This window comes from Spiroplasma endosymbiont of Dromius quadrimaculatus (genome assembly GCF_964031155.1).
GTDB lineage: Bacteria > Bacillota_I > Bacilli_A > Mycoplasmatales > Nriv7 > Nriv7.
On sequence record NZ_OZ035010.1, the window covers coordinates 253060 to 270246 of the forward strand.

16 protein-coding genes are annotated in these 17187 nt (G+C 25.0%); all 16 read right to left on the reverse strand.

Translation table 4 applies throughout. The features are described from left to right. Positions 1 to 32: 32 nt before the first annotated feature. Positions 33 to 2696: an Mbov_0397 family ICE element conjugal transfer ATPase gene (locus tag AAHM88_RS01420; RefSeq protein WP_342262817.1), complete on the reverse strand. Its 2664-nt coding sequence runs from the start codon at positions 2694 to 2696 to the stop codon at positions 33 to 35. Positions 2697 to 2881: 185 nt separating this feature from the next. Beyond that, complete coding sequence (locus AAHM88_RS01425) at positions 2882 to 5578, reverse strand: Mbov_0399 family ICE element protein (protein WP_342263015.1); 2697 nt, start codon at positions 5576 to 5578, stop codon at positions 2882 to 2884. A 73-nt stretch (positions 5579 to 5651) separates the two neighbouring features. After that, a complete protein-coding gene (locus AAHM88_RS01430) occupies positions 5652 to 6302 on the reverse strand; it encodes a hypothetical protein (RefSeq protein WP_342263016.1) in 651 nt (216 codons plus the stop codon). A 441-nt stretch (positions 6303 to 6743) separates the two neighbouring features. Next, positions 6744 to 6974: a hypothetical protein gene (locus AAHM88_RS01435; protein ID WP_342262500.1), complete on the reverse strand. Its 231-nt coding sequence runs from the start codon at positions 6972 to 6974 to the stop codon at positions 6744 to 6746. Next, positions 6965 to 7951 carry a hypothetical protein gene (locus AAHM88_RS01440; protein WP_342262499.1) on the reverse strand — a complete coding sequence of 329 codons (987 nt, stop codon included), beginning with the start codon at positions 7949 to 7951 and terminating at the stop codon, positions 6965 to 6967. Before AAHM88_RS01440 ends, AAHM88_RS01435 begins: the two co-directional genes overlap by 10 nt. A gap of 90 nt (positions 7952 to 8041) precedes the next feature. Further along, positions 8042 to 8704, reverse strand: coding sequence for an ETX/MTX2 family pore-forming toxin (locus AAHM88_RS01445; protein ID WP_346350243.1), 663 nt, complete (start codon positions 8702 to 8704; stop codon positions 8042 to 8044). Positions 8705 to 8949: 245 nt separating this feature from the next. Continuing rightward, a complete protein-coding gene (locus tag AAHM88_RS01450) occupies positions 8950 to 10914 on the reverse strand; it encodes a hypothetical protein (protein ID WP_342263018.1) in 1965 nt (654 codons plus the stop codon). A gap of 271 nt (positions 10915 to 11185) precedes the next feature. Then, the gene (locus AAHM88_RS01455) at positions 11186 to 12019 is read right to left on the reverse strand and encodes a hypothetical protein (protein WP_342263019.1); all 834 of its coding nucleotides are present in this window, start codon (positions 12017 to 12019) and stop codon (positions 11186 to 11188) included. Between the two features lie 60 nt (positions 12020 to 12079). Next, on the reverse strand, positions 12080 to 12616 hold the full coding sequence (locus AAHM88_RS01460; RefSeq protein WP_342263020.1) for a hypothetical protein: 537 nt from the start codon (positions 12614 to 12616) through the stop codon (positions 12080 to 12082). Next, positions 12501 to 13745: an Mbov_0396 family ICE element transmembrane protein gene (locus AAHM88_RS01465; protein WP_342263021.1), complete on the reverse strand. Its 1245-nt coding sequence runs from the start codon at positions 13743 to 13745 to the stop codon at positions 12501 to 12503. Before AAHM88_RS01465 ends, AAHM88_RS01460 begins: the two co-directional genes overlap by 116 nt. A 31-nt stretch (positions 13746 to 13776) precedes the next feature. Next, positions 13777 to 14067: an Mbov_0395 family pilin-like conjugal transfer protein gene (locus AAHM88_RS01470; RefSeq protein WP_342262494.1), complete on the reverse strand. Its 291-nt coding sequence runs from the start codon at positions 14065 to 14067 to the stop codon at positions 13777 to 13779. A 17-nt stretch (positions 14068 to 14084) separates the two neighbouring features. After that, complete coding sequence (locus AAHM88_RS01475) at positions 14085 to 14213, reverse strand: hypothetical protein (protein ID WP_342262493.1); 129 nt, start codon at positions 14211 to 14213, stop codon at positions 14085 to 14087. 168 nt (positions 14214 to 14381) lie between these two features. Next, positions 14382 to 15641 (reverse strand): DNA (cytosine-5-)-methyltransferase, encoded by a 1260-nt coding sequence (dcm, locus tag AAHM88_RS01480; RefSeq protein WP_342263022.1) that lies wholly within the window; start codon positions 15639 to 15641, stop codon positions 14382 to 14384. A gap of 88 nt (positions 15642 to 15729) precedes the next feature. Next, the gene (locus AAHM88_RS01485) at positions 15730 to 16170 is read right to left on the reverse strand and encodes a hypothetical protein (protein WP_342263023.1); all 441 of its coding nucleotides are present in this window, start codon (positions 16168 to 16170) and stop codon (positions 15730 to 15732) included. Positions 16171 to 16191: 21 nt separating this feature from the next. Next, a complete protein-coding gene (locus tag AAHM88_RS01490; protein WP_342262827.1) occupies positions 16192 to 16725 on the reverse strand; it encodes a hypothetical protein in 534 nt (177 codons plus the stop codon). A 26-nt stretch (positions 16726 to 16751) separates the two neighbouring features. Further along, positions 16752 to 17180: a hypothetical protein gene (locus AAHM88_RS01495; protein WP_342263024.1), complete on the reverse strand. Its 429-nt coding sequence runs from the start codon at positions 17178 to 17180 to the stop codon at positions 16752 to 16754. Positions 17181 to 17187: the final 7 nt, after the last annotated feature.

Genomic DNA, 17187 nt, shown 5'->3' on the forward strand with positions numbered 1-17187 from the left:
TTAATCATTTTTTAAGTTATTTTTGCATTATTTTAATTATCTTTTTTTCCAAATCCGGCTTTTTCTTTTTTGTTTGCTTGGATTTCAATCCGATATCTTTCAAATCCTGAAACAAAAAATAGCCCTTGTCCTTTTACACTACGAGCAATATAATCTTGTTCTGCTGATGTTAATCCGCCATAACTTTTATATAAATTAATTACTTTTTCTAGGTCGTTAGGTTTTAACCCCATAATAAACGAATATTGACTATTATTAATAATTGCTGTTGTTTTCTTTAAAACGGTTTCATTTTCTACAAAATCAGCGATGTTTTGTGTTGCCACAACCAAAGCACCATTATATTTGCGAATCCTTTTTGTCATTTGGTACATAAAATTTAAAGCAACTGGGTTATCTTTATCGATTGCTAAATGAGCCTCATCAACAATTATCACTATTTCATTATCATCTTTGAAACGATTTTCTTTTACTTCTTTTTTGATAATATTTAGCATTAAAATTAATTGTGCTGCGTTTGTTTTTTTGTCATCTAAGTCAAACAAATTATAAACATCATAAACAACAAAATTATTTTTAAATTTTATCGTTGTATGTCCATTTCAAAGTGCTTGATATTTTCCATCATTTAAAAAATCGGTTGCTATTAAATCCATAAATTCTTTTAAAAGTTGATTTTCATTATTAATATATTCTTTTTCTAATAAGTCATAAAAATCAATCATAATTGGAAAATCATTGTTATTAATTTTGTTAATATCGCTATTATTTGTAATGTTAAATTGGTGATATAATAATTTCAAATATTTTGTTAATAAATTAATTTCTCGCCCGTTAAAATCAGGATAAAGTGTTTTGAATCACTGCTCTAAAAATCTTAAATGATTTGATAGGGGTGATGAATTGGTATTTTCTAATTCATCAATAAAGTTATTATCTAAAATTTGTAGGGGGTTTATTTTTCCTATCGAAGCATCTCCTGCGTCAATTCAATTTCCATCATAATAAACACATAATGGTTTGTATTCTCGTTCAGCATCAATAACAACCACTTTACGACTCATCATGATATGATGATTTATTATTTTTTTTAACAAATATGTTTTTCCCATTCCTGTTGTACCGAGAATAAACATGTTGTGGTTTGTTCTTTTGCTCGTAATTTTAAATTGATCTCACAACACAACATTCCCCATATTATTTGTTCCTAAGTACATTCCTTGTTTATCATGTAAACCACTATCAATAAATGGAAATGATGCTGCTAGGGTACTTGTTGGCATTTCTCGACCATATTTTTTTATTATGACCTTATTGTTATAGGGTATAAAACCTTTTAAGCCACTAAATTGTTGATATCACAATGGATTAAGTTTAATATCCATTTCTTTTAATGCTTTTGTTAATCGTGTTTGTGCCTGTAATAATGTTTTTTTATTTGTTCCATAATTTAAAAATAAAATATTAACATTTTTTAATAATTCACCACCACCATTAACCTCATCAATTAAATGGTAGTATGTTTCTAATTCATAGTTATTTTCATTTGTATTAACATATGATTTTGTCATTACTTGTCGTGTTTGGGTTGTTTGAATGGCACTGTTGATTGCTTTTTTTGTTTCATCATAATTTAAAGGATTTATATTTCAAATAATAGTTTGCTCATTTGAAAATAAACAAGCCCCTCATAAATCGTTAATAAATAAAGGATAGTCCTGAATTGTATTAATTGAATAATATAAATCATTTGCTATAAAATAATTTTTTTTAATATTTAGGTAGTTAAATTGCAATAATCTTACTAAATTATCTTTATTTTTATTAAAATCTGTTTTATTTAATGGTTTTTCATATGGATTTCACATTAATTTTAAGATTTTTGTTATTTCGTAATTAGATAAAATATTACAATTAATTTTTCCTTTATATAATTTATCTTCTAAAAATAATATTTTTTCATTTAAATCTTGTTGACTATTTCCGTACACAAAAATAAAAAAACATTTTTCGGTTTTTATTTCATCGTTTATTTTAATTAATTCTTTTTTTAAAAAAGCAATATTATTTTTAATTTGTTTTGTAATTTTTACAAATTGATTAAAACTAATTTCTTTGTCTTTATAACGGATTTGCGTTTTATTAATTTGTTTTTGTAAATATTTAATGTTGTCATCAAAATTTAATGGTAATTCTAACTTTAAAAAAGTTATTGGAAAATTAGCAAATTTAAAAACATCTTGCAAATCTCGTAATCTTAATATTTGCTCTTCACCGCTTAATAAAGTAATGTCAAATCCTTTTATTTGAATTGCTCCAATTAGCGTCTTTTTTAAAGTACCTTTTAAAATTCCGTGAGTTGTAATAAAGTTATTACCAATAACTTTATTATATGGCACCAGTAAACTTGTTTTGTTATTACTATATTTCTTACAACTAAATAGGTAATTTATTTTATAATATAAGCATTGTCATCCTTTTAAATTAGTTTTTTTATTTGTAATAATTAGTGGTAAACTAATTAAAATCATTATTGATGATGATAATAATTTTATTCATAGTTTTCATTGAAAACCAAATATAAACATAATTGTTAATCCAACCCAAACGGCAATTATTAAAATATCCGTTATTGTTATATTGCGTCAAAAACGATATTTGGCATCTTTTAGTTTTTTTGGTATTACATTTTTCATATTCTGCACCTCTTTCTTTTAAATTAAAAACGACATTTAAAATGCCGGTTTAAAAACTATTTTCATATTTATAATATATATATATATATATATATATTCCTATAATAAAATAACTTTCATTGCTAATTTGCCCCTTAAAATGCGTAATAAGGGTATTAAATAAAGGGGTAATAAATATATATTATTTATTGTTTTTTTATTTTCTTTTTGTTTTTACTTTTTTTATCTATTTTGCCCCCAATTTTTTTATTTAATTGATTTTTAATGATAATTCAAGTTATAAACCCACCAACTATCCCACAACTAATCAAAGTCATAAAAAATAAATTAACTGGTTTTTTAAAAAACTTTTTTCAACCACTTTCATTATTTTCATTATGATTGGGATTCATTGGTTTGTTTGGTTTTTCTGGTTTATTTGGATTATTATTATCTCCATTCCCATTATTTCCATTGGGATTATTGGGATTCATTGGTTTATTGGGGATGTTAGGTATAATTCCCTCTGTTGGGGGAATTTCATTCGGTTTGCTAGGAGCATTTTCTGTTATTGGGTTGTTTATTAATTTATATGAAATATTCCCAATCACTTTTAAACTATCATCCAAAGCATAAATAGTAATTTTTAGTTCACTATATTTATTTTCTTGAATTTTTTTCATAAATTCCTGTAATTCATTATCATTAATATTAATTTTTCCCCCATTTACTCCTTGCAATGATATTTGATAATCAATATCTTGTTTTAAGATTTCATCTAATTTATTAATTTTAAAACCTTGTTTAATATATTCCATAATATAATTATTAAAAATATTATCTTTTGTTTTATCTTTAAAATTATATTCTTGATTTTTATACTTAATTTTACTTAAATCAATGACTTTACTTTCATCATAATTTAAGTTGTTAATAACTTTAAATTGGTTTGTTTCCCCAATTAAGAACATTGATGTATTTAGTGCTTTGATTTTTATCGTTATTGCTTTTGTTTGTTCTTGTTGATTAGTTATTAATTGGTTTAAATCATCATCAGTTAATTTTTGTCATTGGCTATTTTTATATATTTGAATAATATAATCTTTATTTATTGTTGCTAATAAACTAAGTTTATTTATTTCTTGTCAAACATATTTATTAATTTTATCTTTAATAGTTTTAATGTCTTTGACATTCATTTTTAAAGCACTAATATTTAAATCATTTAATGCTTTAAAATTATTGATACTTTCATTAACTGCTAAATGATTACGAATATCAGAAACATAGTCTCGCCAATATGATAATACTGCTTCATAATTTAATTTTGCTAAATCATTGTCTGTGTTTCACTTTTTATAGTTAATCATGTAATCTTTTAGATGTCTTCCTTGTGTTGTATTTCAAAAATCACCAGCATCTTGACTATCAATTGAATTTAAAAAATATCCATAATTTGAACTTTTATTTTTATCAACATAAATAAATTTGTGTTGATAAAATGGTGTTTGGGTATTCCCATTTAAATCATTAAAGCGTTTTTGTTGAATAATAAAATGAAATCACCCGGCACTTGTGTTAACATCCCCAGTTTTGCTTTTTTCTAATTGATAACCATTTTCGAATTTAGTATTTAACTTTTCATTTGATAAATAACGAATAACTTTTTCAATGTTGTCATTATTGTAAAAGTTTTCAAAACCAGCTCCGACTGCACTTGCTTCTGCTAAATAACCGATATCATAATCATTAATATTACTAGTTTTTATTAAATTTCCATCTTTGTCAATTGGATCTAATGGAAAGGGGGTGTTAGATTGATGTCGAATTCAGATTAATTGCTTTTTCGTCCCTGTTTCTTTATTAATTTCTTTATCATAATTATCGTTTTTGATTGATTTATTTTCATTGCTAGGGTCTTTGATAAATTCATTTGTTAGTTTTTCATAGTCAATATTCTTAGGCCCTCATCCCATTAATTTTAATTGTAATGATGGGGTAATTGTTTCAATTAAAATGGTTAACTTAAAATTACCTCCAATATCTCCATCAATTTTGGGGTTTGGCCGGTGGATAATTTCAATCTCATATTTATTAACTTTTTCTTTATCATCAAAAGTATATGTGTATAAACCATTAACAGCGTTTAAATTAACGACATTTATTTTAACGATATCATAATCAGGGTCATTGTTGTTTTCTTTTGGTTCAATATATTGAAAAAATGTTGTTGTATGATATTTTATTATTCCTTTATTATATTTATTTTCCTTTCCCTCACCATTATTGATAACTTCTTCGACATCATTAATCATTTCAATGCCCTTTTCATCACTAATTTTTCCTGGCGTTATTAAAATCCGTTCCTGAATTTTACTTTTTCAATATTTCGCACTTAATGAAAAATTGAGTTTTGTTTTAAAAACTCAATTTTCTCATTGTTCTGTTAAATGATTAAAAATATTAAAACTTGTTTTAAGATAATAATTATTGTTTTCTGTTATTAAGGCGTAATTTGGTTTAATAAGTTTTTTTCATTCAATTATGCTTCCTTTTTTGCTTAAAACATTAAATATTTTATTATCTAAGATAGTTTTAATTGCATTTCAATTACTTTCATCTAAAATATTGGTTGATGTATCACTTTGATAAATAATTGTTTGATTTAATTCGTTTTCGATTCTATTTTTGGCATTAACAATATTATAATCACTATCATAATTTAAAGGTGTTTTAAATTCTCATATTTCAGAACTGCCATTTTGGTAATTTTCAATATTAAAACTTGTTTTAAGATAATAATTATTGTTCCTTTTTTCTAATTGATAATTTGGGTTTAAAAATTCAATTCACCCCTGTGTATCATTATTATCATTTAGTGCTTTTCTGATTTTGCTATCCATTTCTCTTTTAATTTCGTTTCAATTATTAGCGCTTTGTGGGTTATTATCAATATTAGAATAATAACTAAGTTCTTTATTTTAGTTCCCTTGTTAAATTACCTTTCATCTCATTAAAACTAAAACTCGTATTAAAAAACAAACTATTAACTTTTAATCAAGTTTTAGCTCATGTATTCATTGAATTTCATCCATTACCGGCATAAGCATAAACTAGAAAATCAATTTTAATTTGATTATTTTCTAATTGGTATCTTACCTCCACTCATCCTTTCCCCTCGTTTTGTGTATAACCCGCATAAGAATTAAATATTCGTGATGTTTTTTCATTGGCACTTATTTGACTTAAATTTATATAGTGATAAGCATTATAATCAACCATATCTGCCATACTATGATCAACATATCCTTCATAATCTATTTGAATCTGGGAATACTTATTTTTAAAATCATTTCAATTGCTGGCATAATCTAAAATATTAATATAATAATATGGTGATTCTACTTTTTCTGTATAAGCACCACTTCAAGTTCCATCAGTTTCAACATAAATATCATCATTTCAATTAATATTTTTTGTAAAACTTGGGGCTGTTGGGTTAAAACTTTGCTTTGCATTTTTACTGATAATTTGTTCTTGCTTTGATATCAAAAATTTATCATTGATGGTTGATTTAAAAATAAGTGGTTCACTTATACTGATTGTAGCTGTTAATAACAATGACACCAATATAGTTTTTTTAATAGCATATAACCTCCTTTCTCTAAAATTTAAAAATCATTTTTATATTCCTCCTTACTGTTTATTAGTATTGATTAAGAAACAAAACACAATATAATATTCATAATTAAAATACCAAAAATTAAAAATAGTAGTGGTAAGATTAATAAAATAAATAATTTTTTACCCTCGATTTCTTTTTGAAACACAATAAATCTAGTTATTATTTGTCATAAAATAGTTATAGTAAATAGTACAAATATTGCTATAAGTTCAATTTTTCAGTTCATTAAATTTACTTTTTTCTTTAAAATTTAAAAATAATTTTTATTGAAATATAAAAACCACGCAAATGAAGGACCGCGTAGTAGATATTGTGCAAATTCGTTTTTTGAATTTATAAAATCTGGAATAATAAATATTAAAAATTTGAATACTTTTTCCATTTTATTTCAAAGTTGGATATATTAAACCAAATCATAACCCAATCACTAACACAAACAACACCAAACAACCTATACTAACATAAAATATTATTTGGCAAGTTTTTTTGTATTTCGTTAACTCAATTTGTTTTTTCATTTTTTGCACTTTAATACCTAGAAACTTTCATAAACAACCAAGCAAACCAATTACAGCAATGGTTCCCACCATTCCCATTATATTGTTTAACATCATTTACACTTCCTTTCTTTTTTATCTCTTATTTGTGGTAAATAACTTGTCAAGTATTCGTTTCAAAATTCTCATGTTTTTGTTTGCATGTTTTGTTTCGTTAATAACCAATATGCAAATCCCTCTGCCAATAACTCATCATCATCACTTAATCCATAATTACTGTTGGCAAGTATCTTTAACACTTTTTCTTTGTCTAGTTCTGCAAATTTATTTAAGTTATTAATTTTTTGTGCTAAAAATTGCTTTAAATAAAAAATATGATTGATTTTAAATATTTCTCAATCATAAAAATAAAAGATATGTCCTAATTCGTGGATTAAAATATGAAAAAAGTTATTGGTTGTAAATTGTCCTTTGTGTCATTCATTATTTATTGTTTTTTCAAATGTACAAGATAAAATCTTTTTGTTTAGCAAAATAGTTTGGTGATTATTTGTTTGTCCCAAGACATTATTATCACCATCAATCACATTTTTAATTTCTATTTTCCTTAAAATTTCATTGATATTTGTTTTATTTCAAATATTTGCAACAAAATTATAAAACAATAAAATAAGTTGTTTTAAATTATCTTGGTATTGTTGACAAATATTATTAAGTAAATTTTGTCAGTAATTTTGTTGTTCTAATTTTCAATAACCTTGTAGTTGTTTATAAGTACTAAATTTTGTTTTAAATTTCATTGATAAATTATTATCTGCTTTGCTTAAAAAAGCATTTGTTAGATGTTTGATAGTATCTGTCTTATATTGATTAAAGAAAATTCCTTTATAACCTCGCTGTTGGATTAAAACAGGGTGGGGCAAATATCTTTTTTCTAAATCAATATTGGTTTTTAAATTAACTTTTAACTCATTTTCTGTATTGAGCGAATGCAGAGGTGGTTTGTTATTTACAATATTACCACAACTAAACAATGTCATTGTGTTTGTACACGATAACGAAAATATCGTCAACAAATTAAGTAATTTTTTCATCCATTTTTGTATTTCCTTTCTCTTTTAACAAAATAAAAACCAGCAATTAAAATTACTGGTTTGAATAGTTTGCTTATTTTTCACAAACAATTAAACTATTGAAGTATTCAGAACTAATTTTGGTTCTGCTTCTTGTGTAAAAGAAATTTTTGCTTTTCCATTAAAAGTTATACTATTATCTTCATTGATAATAATTTCGCTTGGCAATAAGCTATATTTTTGTAATATTTGCATTGCTTCTTTAATTGATAATGTAATTGTTTGTTCTTCATTATTATCATCAATTATTTTAGTCGTAATTGTTCCGCTAATTTTTTGTTTTAAATTTAATGTAGTTTCATATTTAATTTCTCTTACTGAATATTTAATTAATGCTTTTTCATTAGGAGCAAGTTCTATTTCATCTCCAGGTTCATTAAAAACTAAAATCATTTCTTGTTCTTGTTTATTTGTGTTTGATAAATCAAATTCATTTGATAATACATTAATGATTTCAGAATTTTTATTATTTATATTTGTAAAATCTGTTAATTTTATTTCATCATCAGAATTTATGTTTCAATCATTTAATTTATTTTCTTGTTTTGTTTTAATTAAGCCTGTTATAATTTGAAATCCTAATTTTGATTTTGGATTATATTCACATTTAGGTATTTTAACTGTTTTTATAACTGAAGAAGTATTAATTCGTTCTCTTTTTTTTAAAACATGCCTCTTTAAAATTAACAGTATATAATAATTTTGAATTGGCATCGTTCATTTCTTAACCATATTTTGAAATGCTAAATAAAATATTTTAAAAACTGATGAGTCATTAGGGAAAATCTTTTTTCTTAATAACTAAACAATTTTTTAATTTTGACAAAATAAAAACCAGTAATTAACTAAAATTACTGGTTTGAATATTTTTCTTATTTTATCACAAGAAATTTAAACTTGTTGGGCTTGTTTTAATTAAAGTTATTGTTCTAAATAGCTAATATCGTTTTTATAAAACCTTATACTATAGTAGTAACTGTATTTGTTTTTATCGACCCTTCTCTTTCTGATAAAAAAAATGCTTCACCGTTAAATGTTATGTTATCATTGTTTTTATCTATAGTAATTTCATTGGGTAATAAACTATATTTTTGTAAAATTTGCATTACTTCTGTAATTGATAATGTAACTACTTGTTCTTTATTGTTATCATCAATTATTTTGGCAGTAATATTTCCTGTAATTTTTTGTTTTAAATTTAATATAACTTTAGATGTAATTATTCTTACTGGATAAGTAATTTTTAATTTTTCATTGGGATTAAGTTCAAATTTATCAGCGGGTACCTTAAAAATACTTAAAATCATTTCTTGTTCTTGTTTATTTGTGTTTGATAAATCAAATTCATTTGATAATACATTAATGATTTCAGAATTTTTATTATTTATATTTGTAAAATCTGTTAATTTCATTTCATCATCAGAATTTATGTTTCAACCATTTAATTTATTTTCTTGTTTTGTTTTAGTTAATCCTGTTGTAATTTGAAATACTAATTTTGATTTTGAATTATATTCACAAGCGGGTACATTAAATGATCTTGTATTTGGAGTTTTATTGATAATTTCTCTATCAGAACATACATTTTTAGGAGCATTAGATCATAAAAATGAATTTTCTCTTTTTGTTATTTCAGTATTTGAAAAATTTAAATTATTAGTATCAATATATTTTATTTCTTTAAATTTTAAATTAGGGTTTTCATCACGAAACTTAAAAAATACTGCTCTTTTAATTAATTCATTTAAATTAATAGCATTAATTTCATCTTTATTTTTAATTTTATAATTAACAGTAACTTCACCAAAATATTTACCATTGTCTTTTGCTTTAATTGTAGCTGATGTATCTCTTTTATTAATAATTTCTAATTGTGATATATCTAAATTAGGATTTAAATAATTTAATTCATTTAAAATAATTTCATCATTAATAATGTTATTAAAACGTAAATTATTTATTTGAATAATAATATTTAAAAGCATTTTAGTTTTAGTTATTGCAAATACATTACCACTTTTTTGTTCAATTATAATAGAAATAACTGCTTCATTTATTCCATTAATTTTAATTAAGTTTGATGAAGGTCTTGATTTAAAATATAATCCATCATCTGTTGCAAAATAAGTAGCACCAGCAACTGTAGACTTAATATTTCTGTCATGGATTGCAATATCATTAACTTGCCCTTTTATTTCGCTAATTTCTATAGCATCATAATTGTTTGGTTTATCTTCAATCAAATAAATTTTTTTATTTGCAGATATTGCGTAAGCTTCTCCTGTTGATTGAGAAATTATAATGCGATTAACCTTGTTATTTATTCCATTAATTTTAATTAAGTTTGATGAAGGTCTTGATTTAAAATATAATCCATCATCTGTTGCAAAATAAGTAGCACCAGCAACTGTAGACTTAATATTTCTGTCATGGATTGCAATATCATTAGCTTGCCCTTTTATTTCGCTAATTTCTATAGCATCATAATTGTTTGGTTTATCTTCAATCAAATAAATTTTTTTATTTGCAGATATTGCGTAAGCTTCTCCTGTTGATTGAGAAATTATAATGCGATTAACCTTGTTATTTATTCCATTAATTTTAATTAAGTTTGATGAAGGTCTTGATTTAAAATATAATCCATCATCTGTTGCAAAATAAGTAGCACCAGCAACTGTAGACTTAATATTTCTGTCATGGATTGCAATATCATTAACTTGCCCTTTTATTTCGCTAATTTCTATAGCATCATAATTGTTTGGTTTATCTTCAATCAAATAAACTTTTTTATCTAAATTTTTTAAATTATTTGTTTTTAAATAACTGATTTCACTTTTTGCTGAAGTTGGAGCGTTTCCGACAATTCCTGACATTCCGCTTCCGGCCATTGTTATTGTGCTTAATAAACTAAGTAATTTTTTCATATTTATATTTTATCCTTTCTTTTTGTTATTGCATTAAATTGCAAACGATATGTAATCATATTATATTTAAAATAATAAATGTCTTTTATTTCCACAAACATAGAAAATTGTTAGGATTGTTTGATATAATTGCCTGTGGAAATATTATGCTTTATCAAAGTTAAACATTTCTTTTTAATTTAACTCATAACAACCTAAACATTATCTATTTAGTAAGTTAATACTATCATAAAAGATAAAATATGATAAATGTTGCATATTTTATCTTTCTTTATTTCCTTTCTTTTAGTTTTAGTTCCATTTCTAAGATTTCTTTTTTTAATCGTAAATTTTCATTTTCAAGGGTTAAATCATTATTGTTTATATTATTATGTTTTTCGGTCTCAATTAATTTAGTAATTTTTTGGACAATTACATCAACACTTGATTTATCAAATATTTTATCTTTAATTGCTTCTTTAATTTCTCGTGTTGGAACCCCATAATGTGCGGCTTGTTCTTGCAAATCCAACAATCTATTTTTTTGTTCTTCTTGTTTTTTTAATGGTTCCAATTCTGCTTTTAATTTAGCAATTTCTGTTCGTTGTGTTGGAATATCTTTTTCATAAGATTTAATTAATTTATGTGTTGTTCTAGATGGTTTATCTCTTTTATTTCATTTTGTTTTATTTTCACTATTTTTTCAAATTTCATAATATTCTATTTCTTGTTTATAAAGACTGAATTTACCTTCATCTTTTTCCAATTCCTTTTCTCTTATTTGAATGCGATATTCGAGAAAAAGAATTGCTCCGCTTTTGTAGGCATCGTATCATTCTCACGCTTGATCTCAATCTTTTTGATTATATTTAGCATCTCGTAAATTACCAAGACCATCAACTTGTTTTAGTCATGGGTATTTAGTGGTTGTTGGGACATTTCGTCCAAACTTTTCTAACACTCACATGACATTATTTTTGTCATCATCATTTGATCTGTCAATTGATAAACCACCACCAAAAGCATGAATAATAGCATCAAGAATTTCGTTTAACTGTTCTCTGTTTTGCATTTTGGCAACGCGTTCTCAGTTGACTTCTCCACCTAATAATCGTCATAATCCCATAATTTATCACTCCTTTTTACTTTTATTATAACGCAATTAGAAAATTTGTCAGGTGTTTTTTTACTTATGACTTTTCTTTTCTTGTTTTTTCGCTGATTTTTCATCTCATTTTTTCTGTCTAGCATCTGATTTAACATTATGCTTTTCAAATTTCTTATTTAATTTAATATCTTTTTTATAAACTTTTTTAACTGGCTTATTGTGTTTTGCTTGTTGTTTATTTTGTGGATTAACAAAAACAAAACTATTATTTGGAATGTTTAATTTATCTTTTACTTTACTTACTTTCCCAAGTTTTTTGTTTAAAGATTTTTTTCTTAATTTAGTAGATTTAATTGTATTCCTTTTGTTTTCTTGGTTTCCTTTGCTTGCTAGTTGTGGATTGATTTTTTTATAAGTTGCTACAAATGGTGTGGCAATGCCAGTTCCAAATTGTTTTCAGAATCTTTTTGCTCCACCTCCGCGAGCTGCTCCCACTAGTTTACTTGTTGCTAGGGTTGCAACACCAAGAACACCAAGACCAAATCCTGCTAAACCAGTAAATACCAGCTCTTGAACTCATTCCTTCTGTGGCGTGTCAGAAATGGCGATAATCAAGTGGTTTTTCTTGGTGAGATTGATTGCCCGATGTTTCGCCATCACCATCATCGCCTGCCATTGAACCCATCGCGTTCATGGTTTTTTCACCCATGCTAGAACCACCCATTGCCATTGCTCTTTTCGCTCTTTTACTTTTGGCAAATCCGAATGCTTTTCCTGCCATTTTAGCAGCACCAAGTGCCATCATTCCGCCGGCCACAGTTGATCGCATTGAATTCATTCCTTCGCGAATTCCAGCTGCTTCACCAATTAAGTTGGCAACAACATCCGAAAATGCCAGCACTGCCAATCCACCACCACACATCATCAGAATAATAAACAATGATTTACCAATGCCCTCAATACCTAATCCTGCTAAATTAGTACTTAAAATCGTTTGAATTGTTGTCATAAATATAAAGTATCCTGTTAAAGTGGCGGTTGATGCTAGAAATTTTGCAATTACCATATCTTTTCAAATAAATGCTCCTTTACCATTATCAATTGTCATAATAACCATTACTCATGGTGAAATAATAAATAAGAAAAACAATTCAATTATTTTTTGCACCAAAGCAATTCCAATCATAAACATTGCAAACAGCATAAATCATACCCCAAAAACTTCGGCAATCATATTAAAATCACCAATATTGTCAGGATAGGAATAATTGCTTGGTATATTATCACCACTACCATCTCAATTGGTGTTTCCAATATTGTATAGGTAATTTGCAATATTTCCGTTTTCACCTCCAAATCCCGATATAATCATTTTGGCAATGTTAGCAATTGCAAAATTAGCCAAAAAGAAAAAGATTGGAATTAAAAAGATAAAAATAAATGCCTTACTACCATTTTGTAAGGCAACAATAAATTTTGTTTTTGTTTCGGTGGCATCTTGAAACAAAATTTTAATCATGGTAATTGTAAATATTAAAGAAAATAAACAAATAGCCGTAATGACAAAATATCAGAATGCCATTGGGATATTTTGAAAACTAAATTCTTGCTTTGATCCAAACATTAAATCGCCAACTACTCCTCCTGTTAAATAATTTAATACGTTGTTAAATGATCCAATTAATTGTAATGGCCCTTGTACAAAAATTGACCATATTAACCTATATAATGCATTAACTATCATTTTTTATCACTTCCTTTCATTTTTTTATCAACTATGTTCCAATACTAGGATTATATGTTTTAATAACTTGTAAAATAACATTCATAACAGCAATAAATACCAATATTGCAATAATAACTATAATTGGTCATTTTAAAGCAATTAAATCATTTCCTCTTGCTTCGGGGTTATCAGCGTTTCGCATTATTGAAATTAAAATAATAATTAATTTTCAAATTGCAAAAATAACTGCTAAACCCATAAATACCCCTAAAACAACATTACTTCATAATATAACAACGTCCATTATTCCACTAAAATCTGCTGTGTTGTTTGCTTTCATATTTTCATCCTCCTTTGTTATTTTAAAAATTTGCTTTTATTAATTTTTTGATAATATATATTTTTCTTTTTTTGATAGTATTGTTGTTTATTATTAAAGTAATTTTTAATATTGTTTTTCTTAGCCATTGCTATCTTTCCTTTCAAAAGGCAGGCAAAATAAATGCAATAATAAATTACCAATCATAAAATCACAATCAATTCCAAGCGAGATTAAAAGCAAAATAGGGGAAATTACTAGCAACAAAATTCCACTAATAATTGTTAACGGATATAAAAGTCATTTTCATCAAACTTTTCTCTTATTTTGCATCTTTAATTTTTCCTTTCTATTTGAAACATTGCTGTAAAAATTCTTTCTAGCACATCCACAACAATACTATTGCCAGCTTGTTTATAAAGTTGGGTTTCTGAAACAACTTTGCTTGCTTTATCAAAGTCTTTATTCCTAAATCCCATTAATAATCAACATTCTCTTGGAGTTAATACTCGTAAAAAGTATTTTTTTTCATCAATTAAAAAAGATAGTATTTTAATACTATCTTGTTGTTGTAATTTATGGTTATCAACGATGATTTTATTGACATTACTTGCTGCGATTGTTCCCATATGGTTATTTTCTGTTTTTCAAAACCGATTATATGAACCGTTAACTAGTAAACCGTCTTTTGCTCGTGGCAAAACAATAAAATTTCTATAATTTTTAATTGGAATTGCTATTTTTGCTGATTTTGAATTTATAGTTAATGTATCTAGATATATATTTTCATTACTAGCATCATATACTCTATTTTCTTGTTTATAAGAATTAAAGTCTATTTCCGTTTTGCCACGAACATTAAATTTTATATCATTTGGAATTGCAATAATTCCAGCATTTCCTCATCGCATTTGTTTTGTTGTAATTGTATAAGCACATTGTTGAATGATTTTAAGTTTATTGTTTTCAATTGCTTTTTTCATTGATTCTTGTCTAATAAAATATTTTTCATTTATATTATTTTCTAAAATATCCTTTACCAAAAATTTTAAATTACAAGGTTGGGGATATTGAAATTTAAAATCTTGCTTTAATGTTGAAATCATAAACAATCTTTTCCGATTTTGGGGAATTCCATAATCCTTGGCATTCATTGTAAAATATTGGTTATAATATCCTAATTCACTAAGTTGATTTTGGAGATTTTGAAATCCGACAAAAAACTTTTTACTTAATAAATTTGGTACATTTTCCATTAAAAGATATTTTGGTTTTGTTGGCATTGTGCTTATTAAATCAACAACTTTGTACGCTAAACCACTTCGCTTGCCATTTAATCCTTGCCCATTATTATTGGCATTTGATATGTCTTGGCATGGAAATGATCAAGTTATTAAATCAGCATACGGTAAAGTTTCTAGTTTAGAAATATCACCTAAATTTGGTGTGTCATAATCATTAAATATTGCTCGATATGATTTTTCAGCGTATTTATCGTTATCACAAAATGCAACTACTTTATGGTTAATTCCAATCTTTTCTAATGCTTTTCTTTGACTTCCAATCCCAGCAAATAATTCAATTATTTTAAGCATATTTTAATAACACTCTTTTAATTCTCTATAAATAATTTGTTTGGGTAAAATATTGTGACATATATATGCTGTTTCACTTGGAGGATTTTTACAAACTATACCATATATAAGCAATAAACTTTATTCTTTTATTAAAAACTAATAATTCACACTGATCTATTTTTTCTCTAATTGGTTTTAATGCAATACTTACTAATGGCATTAACATTGCAAATGGTTTTCCTAAAATAAATAAATGTTCTATTACTTGTTTTCTTTTACTAAATGGAGGGTTAGAAATAATATAATCATATCTACCCACATCACTTCTAATGTAATTAAAGAAATCAATTCCATCATCAATATGACTATTTCAAACTTTATGTCCATTTCTTTTTAAAACACGGACAAATTCACTATCAATATTATCAAAAGGGCATAAAATAGTGCTATTAGGTTTTAAAAATTCTAAAATTGGTTTAATCGCATATTCCTGTGTATATCATTCATCATTAACATTAATTTTATTTAATAAATTAGAATTTAACATAATTAACTACCAATTCCTTTCTTAATTGTTTTTAATTTCATCTAAAATAATTTTTGTATTTTTAATCTTTGTTTTAATTTTTTCTAAATCTTTCTGATCAAAATCACTATTTTTAATTTCACTTAGTAAATTTAAAGCACTATTTAAGTTGTTTATTTGTTTTTCTAATAACTTAATTGCTTGTTGTTTTTGTTCGTCTGTAAACTCATTTTCTTTTTGACATAGTAAAATTTGATATTCACAATTATTTAGTTCAGATATTTTGATAAATTTTTCTGCTTGTGTTTGTTTTAGTTCTGTTTGATAGTCTTCTTCGTTTTCATAATCATTTTTACTATTTTCAATTTCTTTAATTGCTTCATCATATTCTTTTATTTCTGCTGTAATTTCTTGTTTTAATTTTTCATAGTAAAAAAAATCTTTGGTTATTGGTTTTTTTGGTTTTGATGGTGGCAAGTGTGGTTTGTTATTTGCAATATTGCCACAACCAATTAATGGCATTGTACTTCCACACGATAACGAAAATATTGACAACAAACTAAGTATTTTTTTCATATTTGTTGTATCCTAAATAAAAACCATTATTTCAATAAATTGGGATTATCAATATTTTCTAAATATTCTAGTAATTGTTTTAGTTCTGTTGCTGTTAATTTTCGTTGTGTTGTTTTGTTATCATAATGATTATTGTATTCATTTAGTAAATCATTATTAGCAGCATGATTTTTGTTTTGCAAATTAAACTGCTTTTTGTTTTCTTGTTTTAATTTTTCAAAAGTTAAAAGTAAATTTTTTCCCACAATATTACCATTTTTATTATTGATACTACTATTGACTACATAGTTTTTATTTTCATCAATTTCTAAACTAAAATAATTTTTATAACTTGATAAGCCTAAACAATTTTTATTTAAAACAACGCAATCTTTTTGTTTGTTTATTAAAATGTGCGTTTTATTATTTATTTCTTGTGAAATTAAATTTTGGTTTAAATAAATTTTTTTTATCATATTTAAC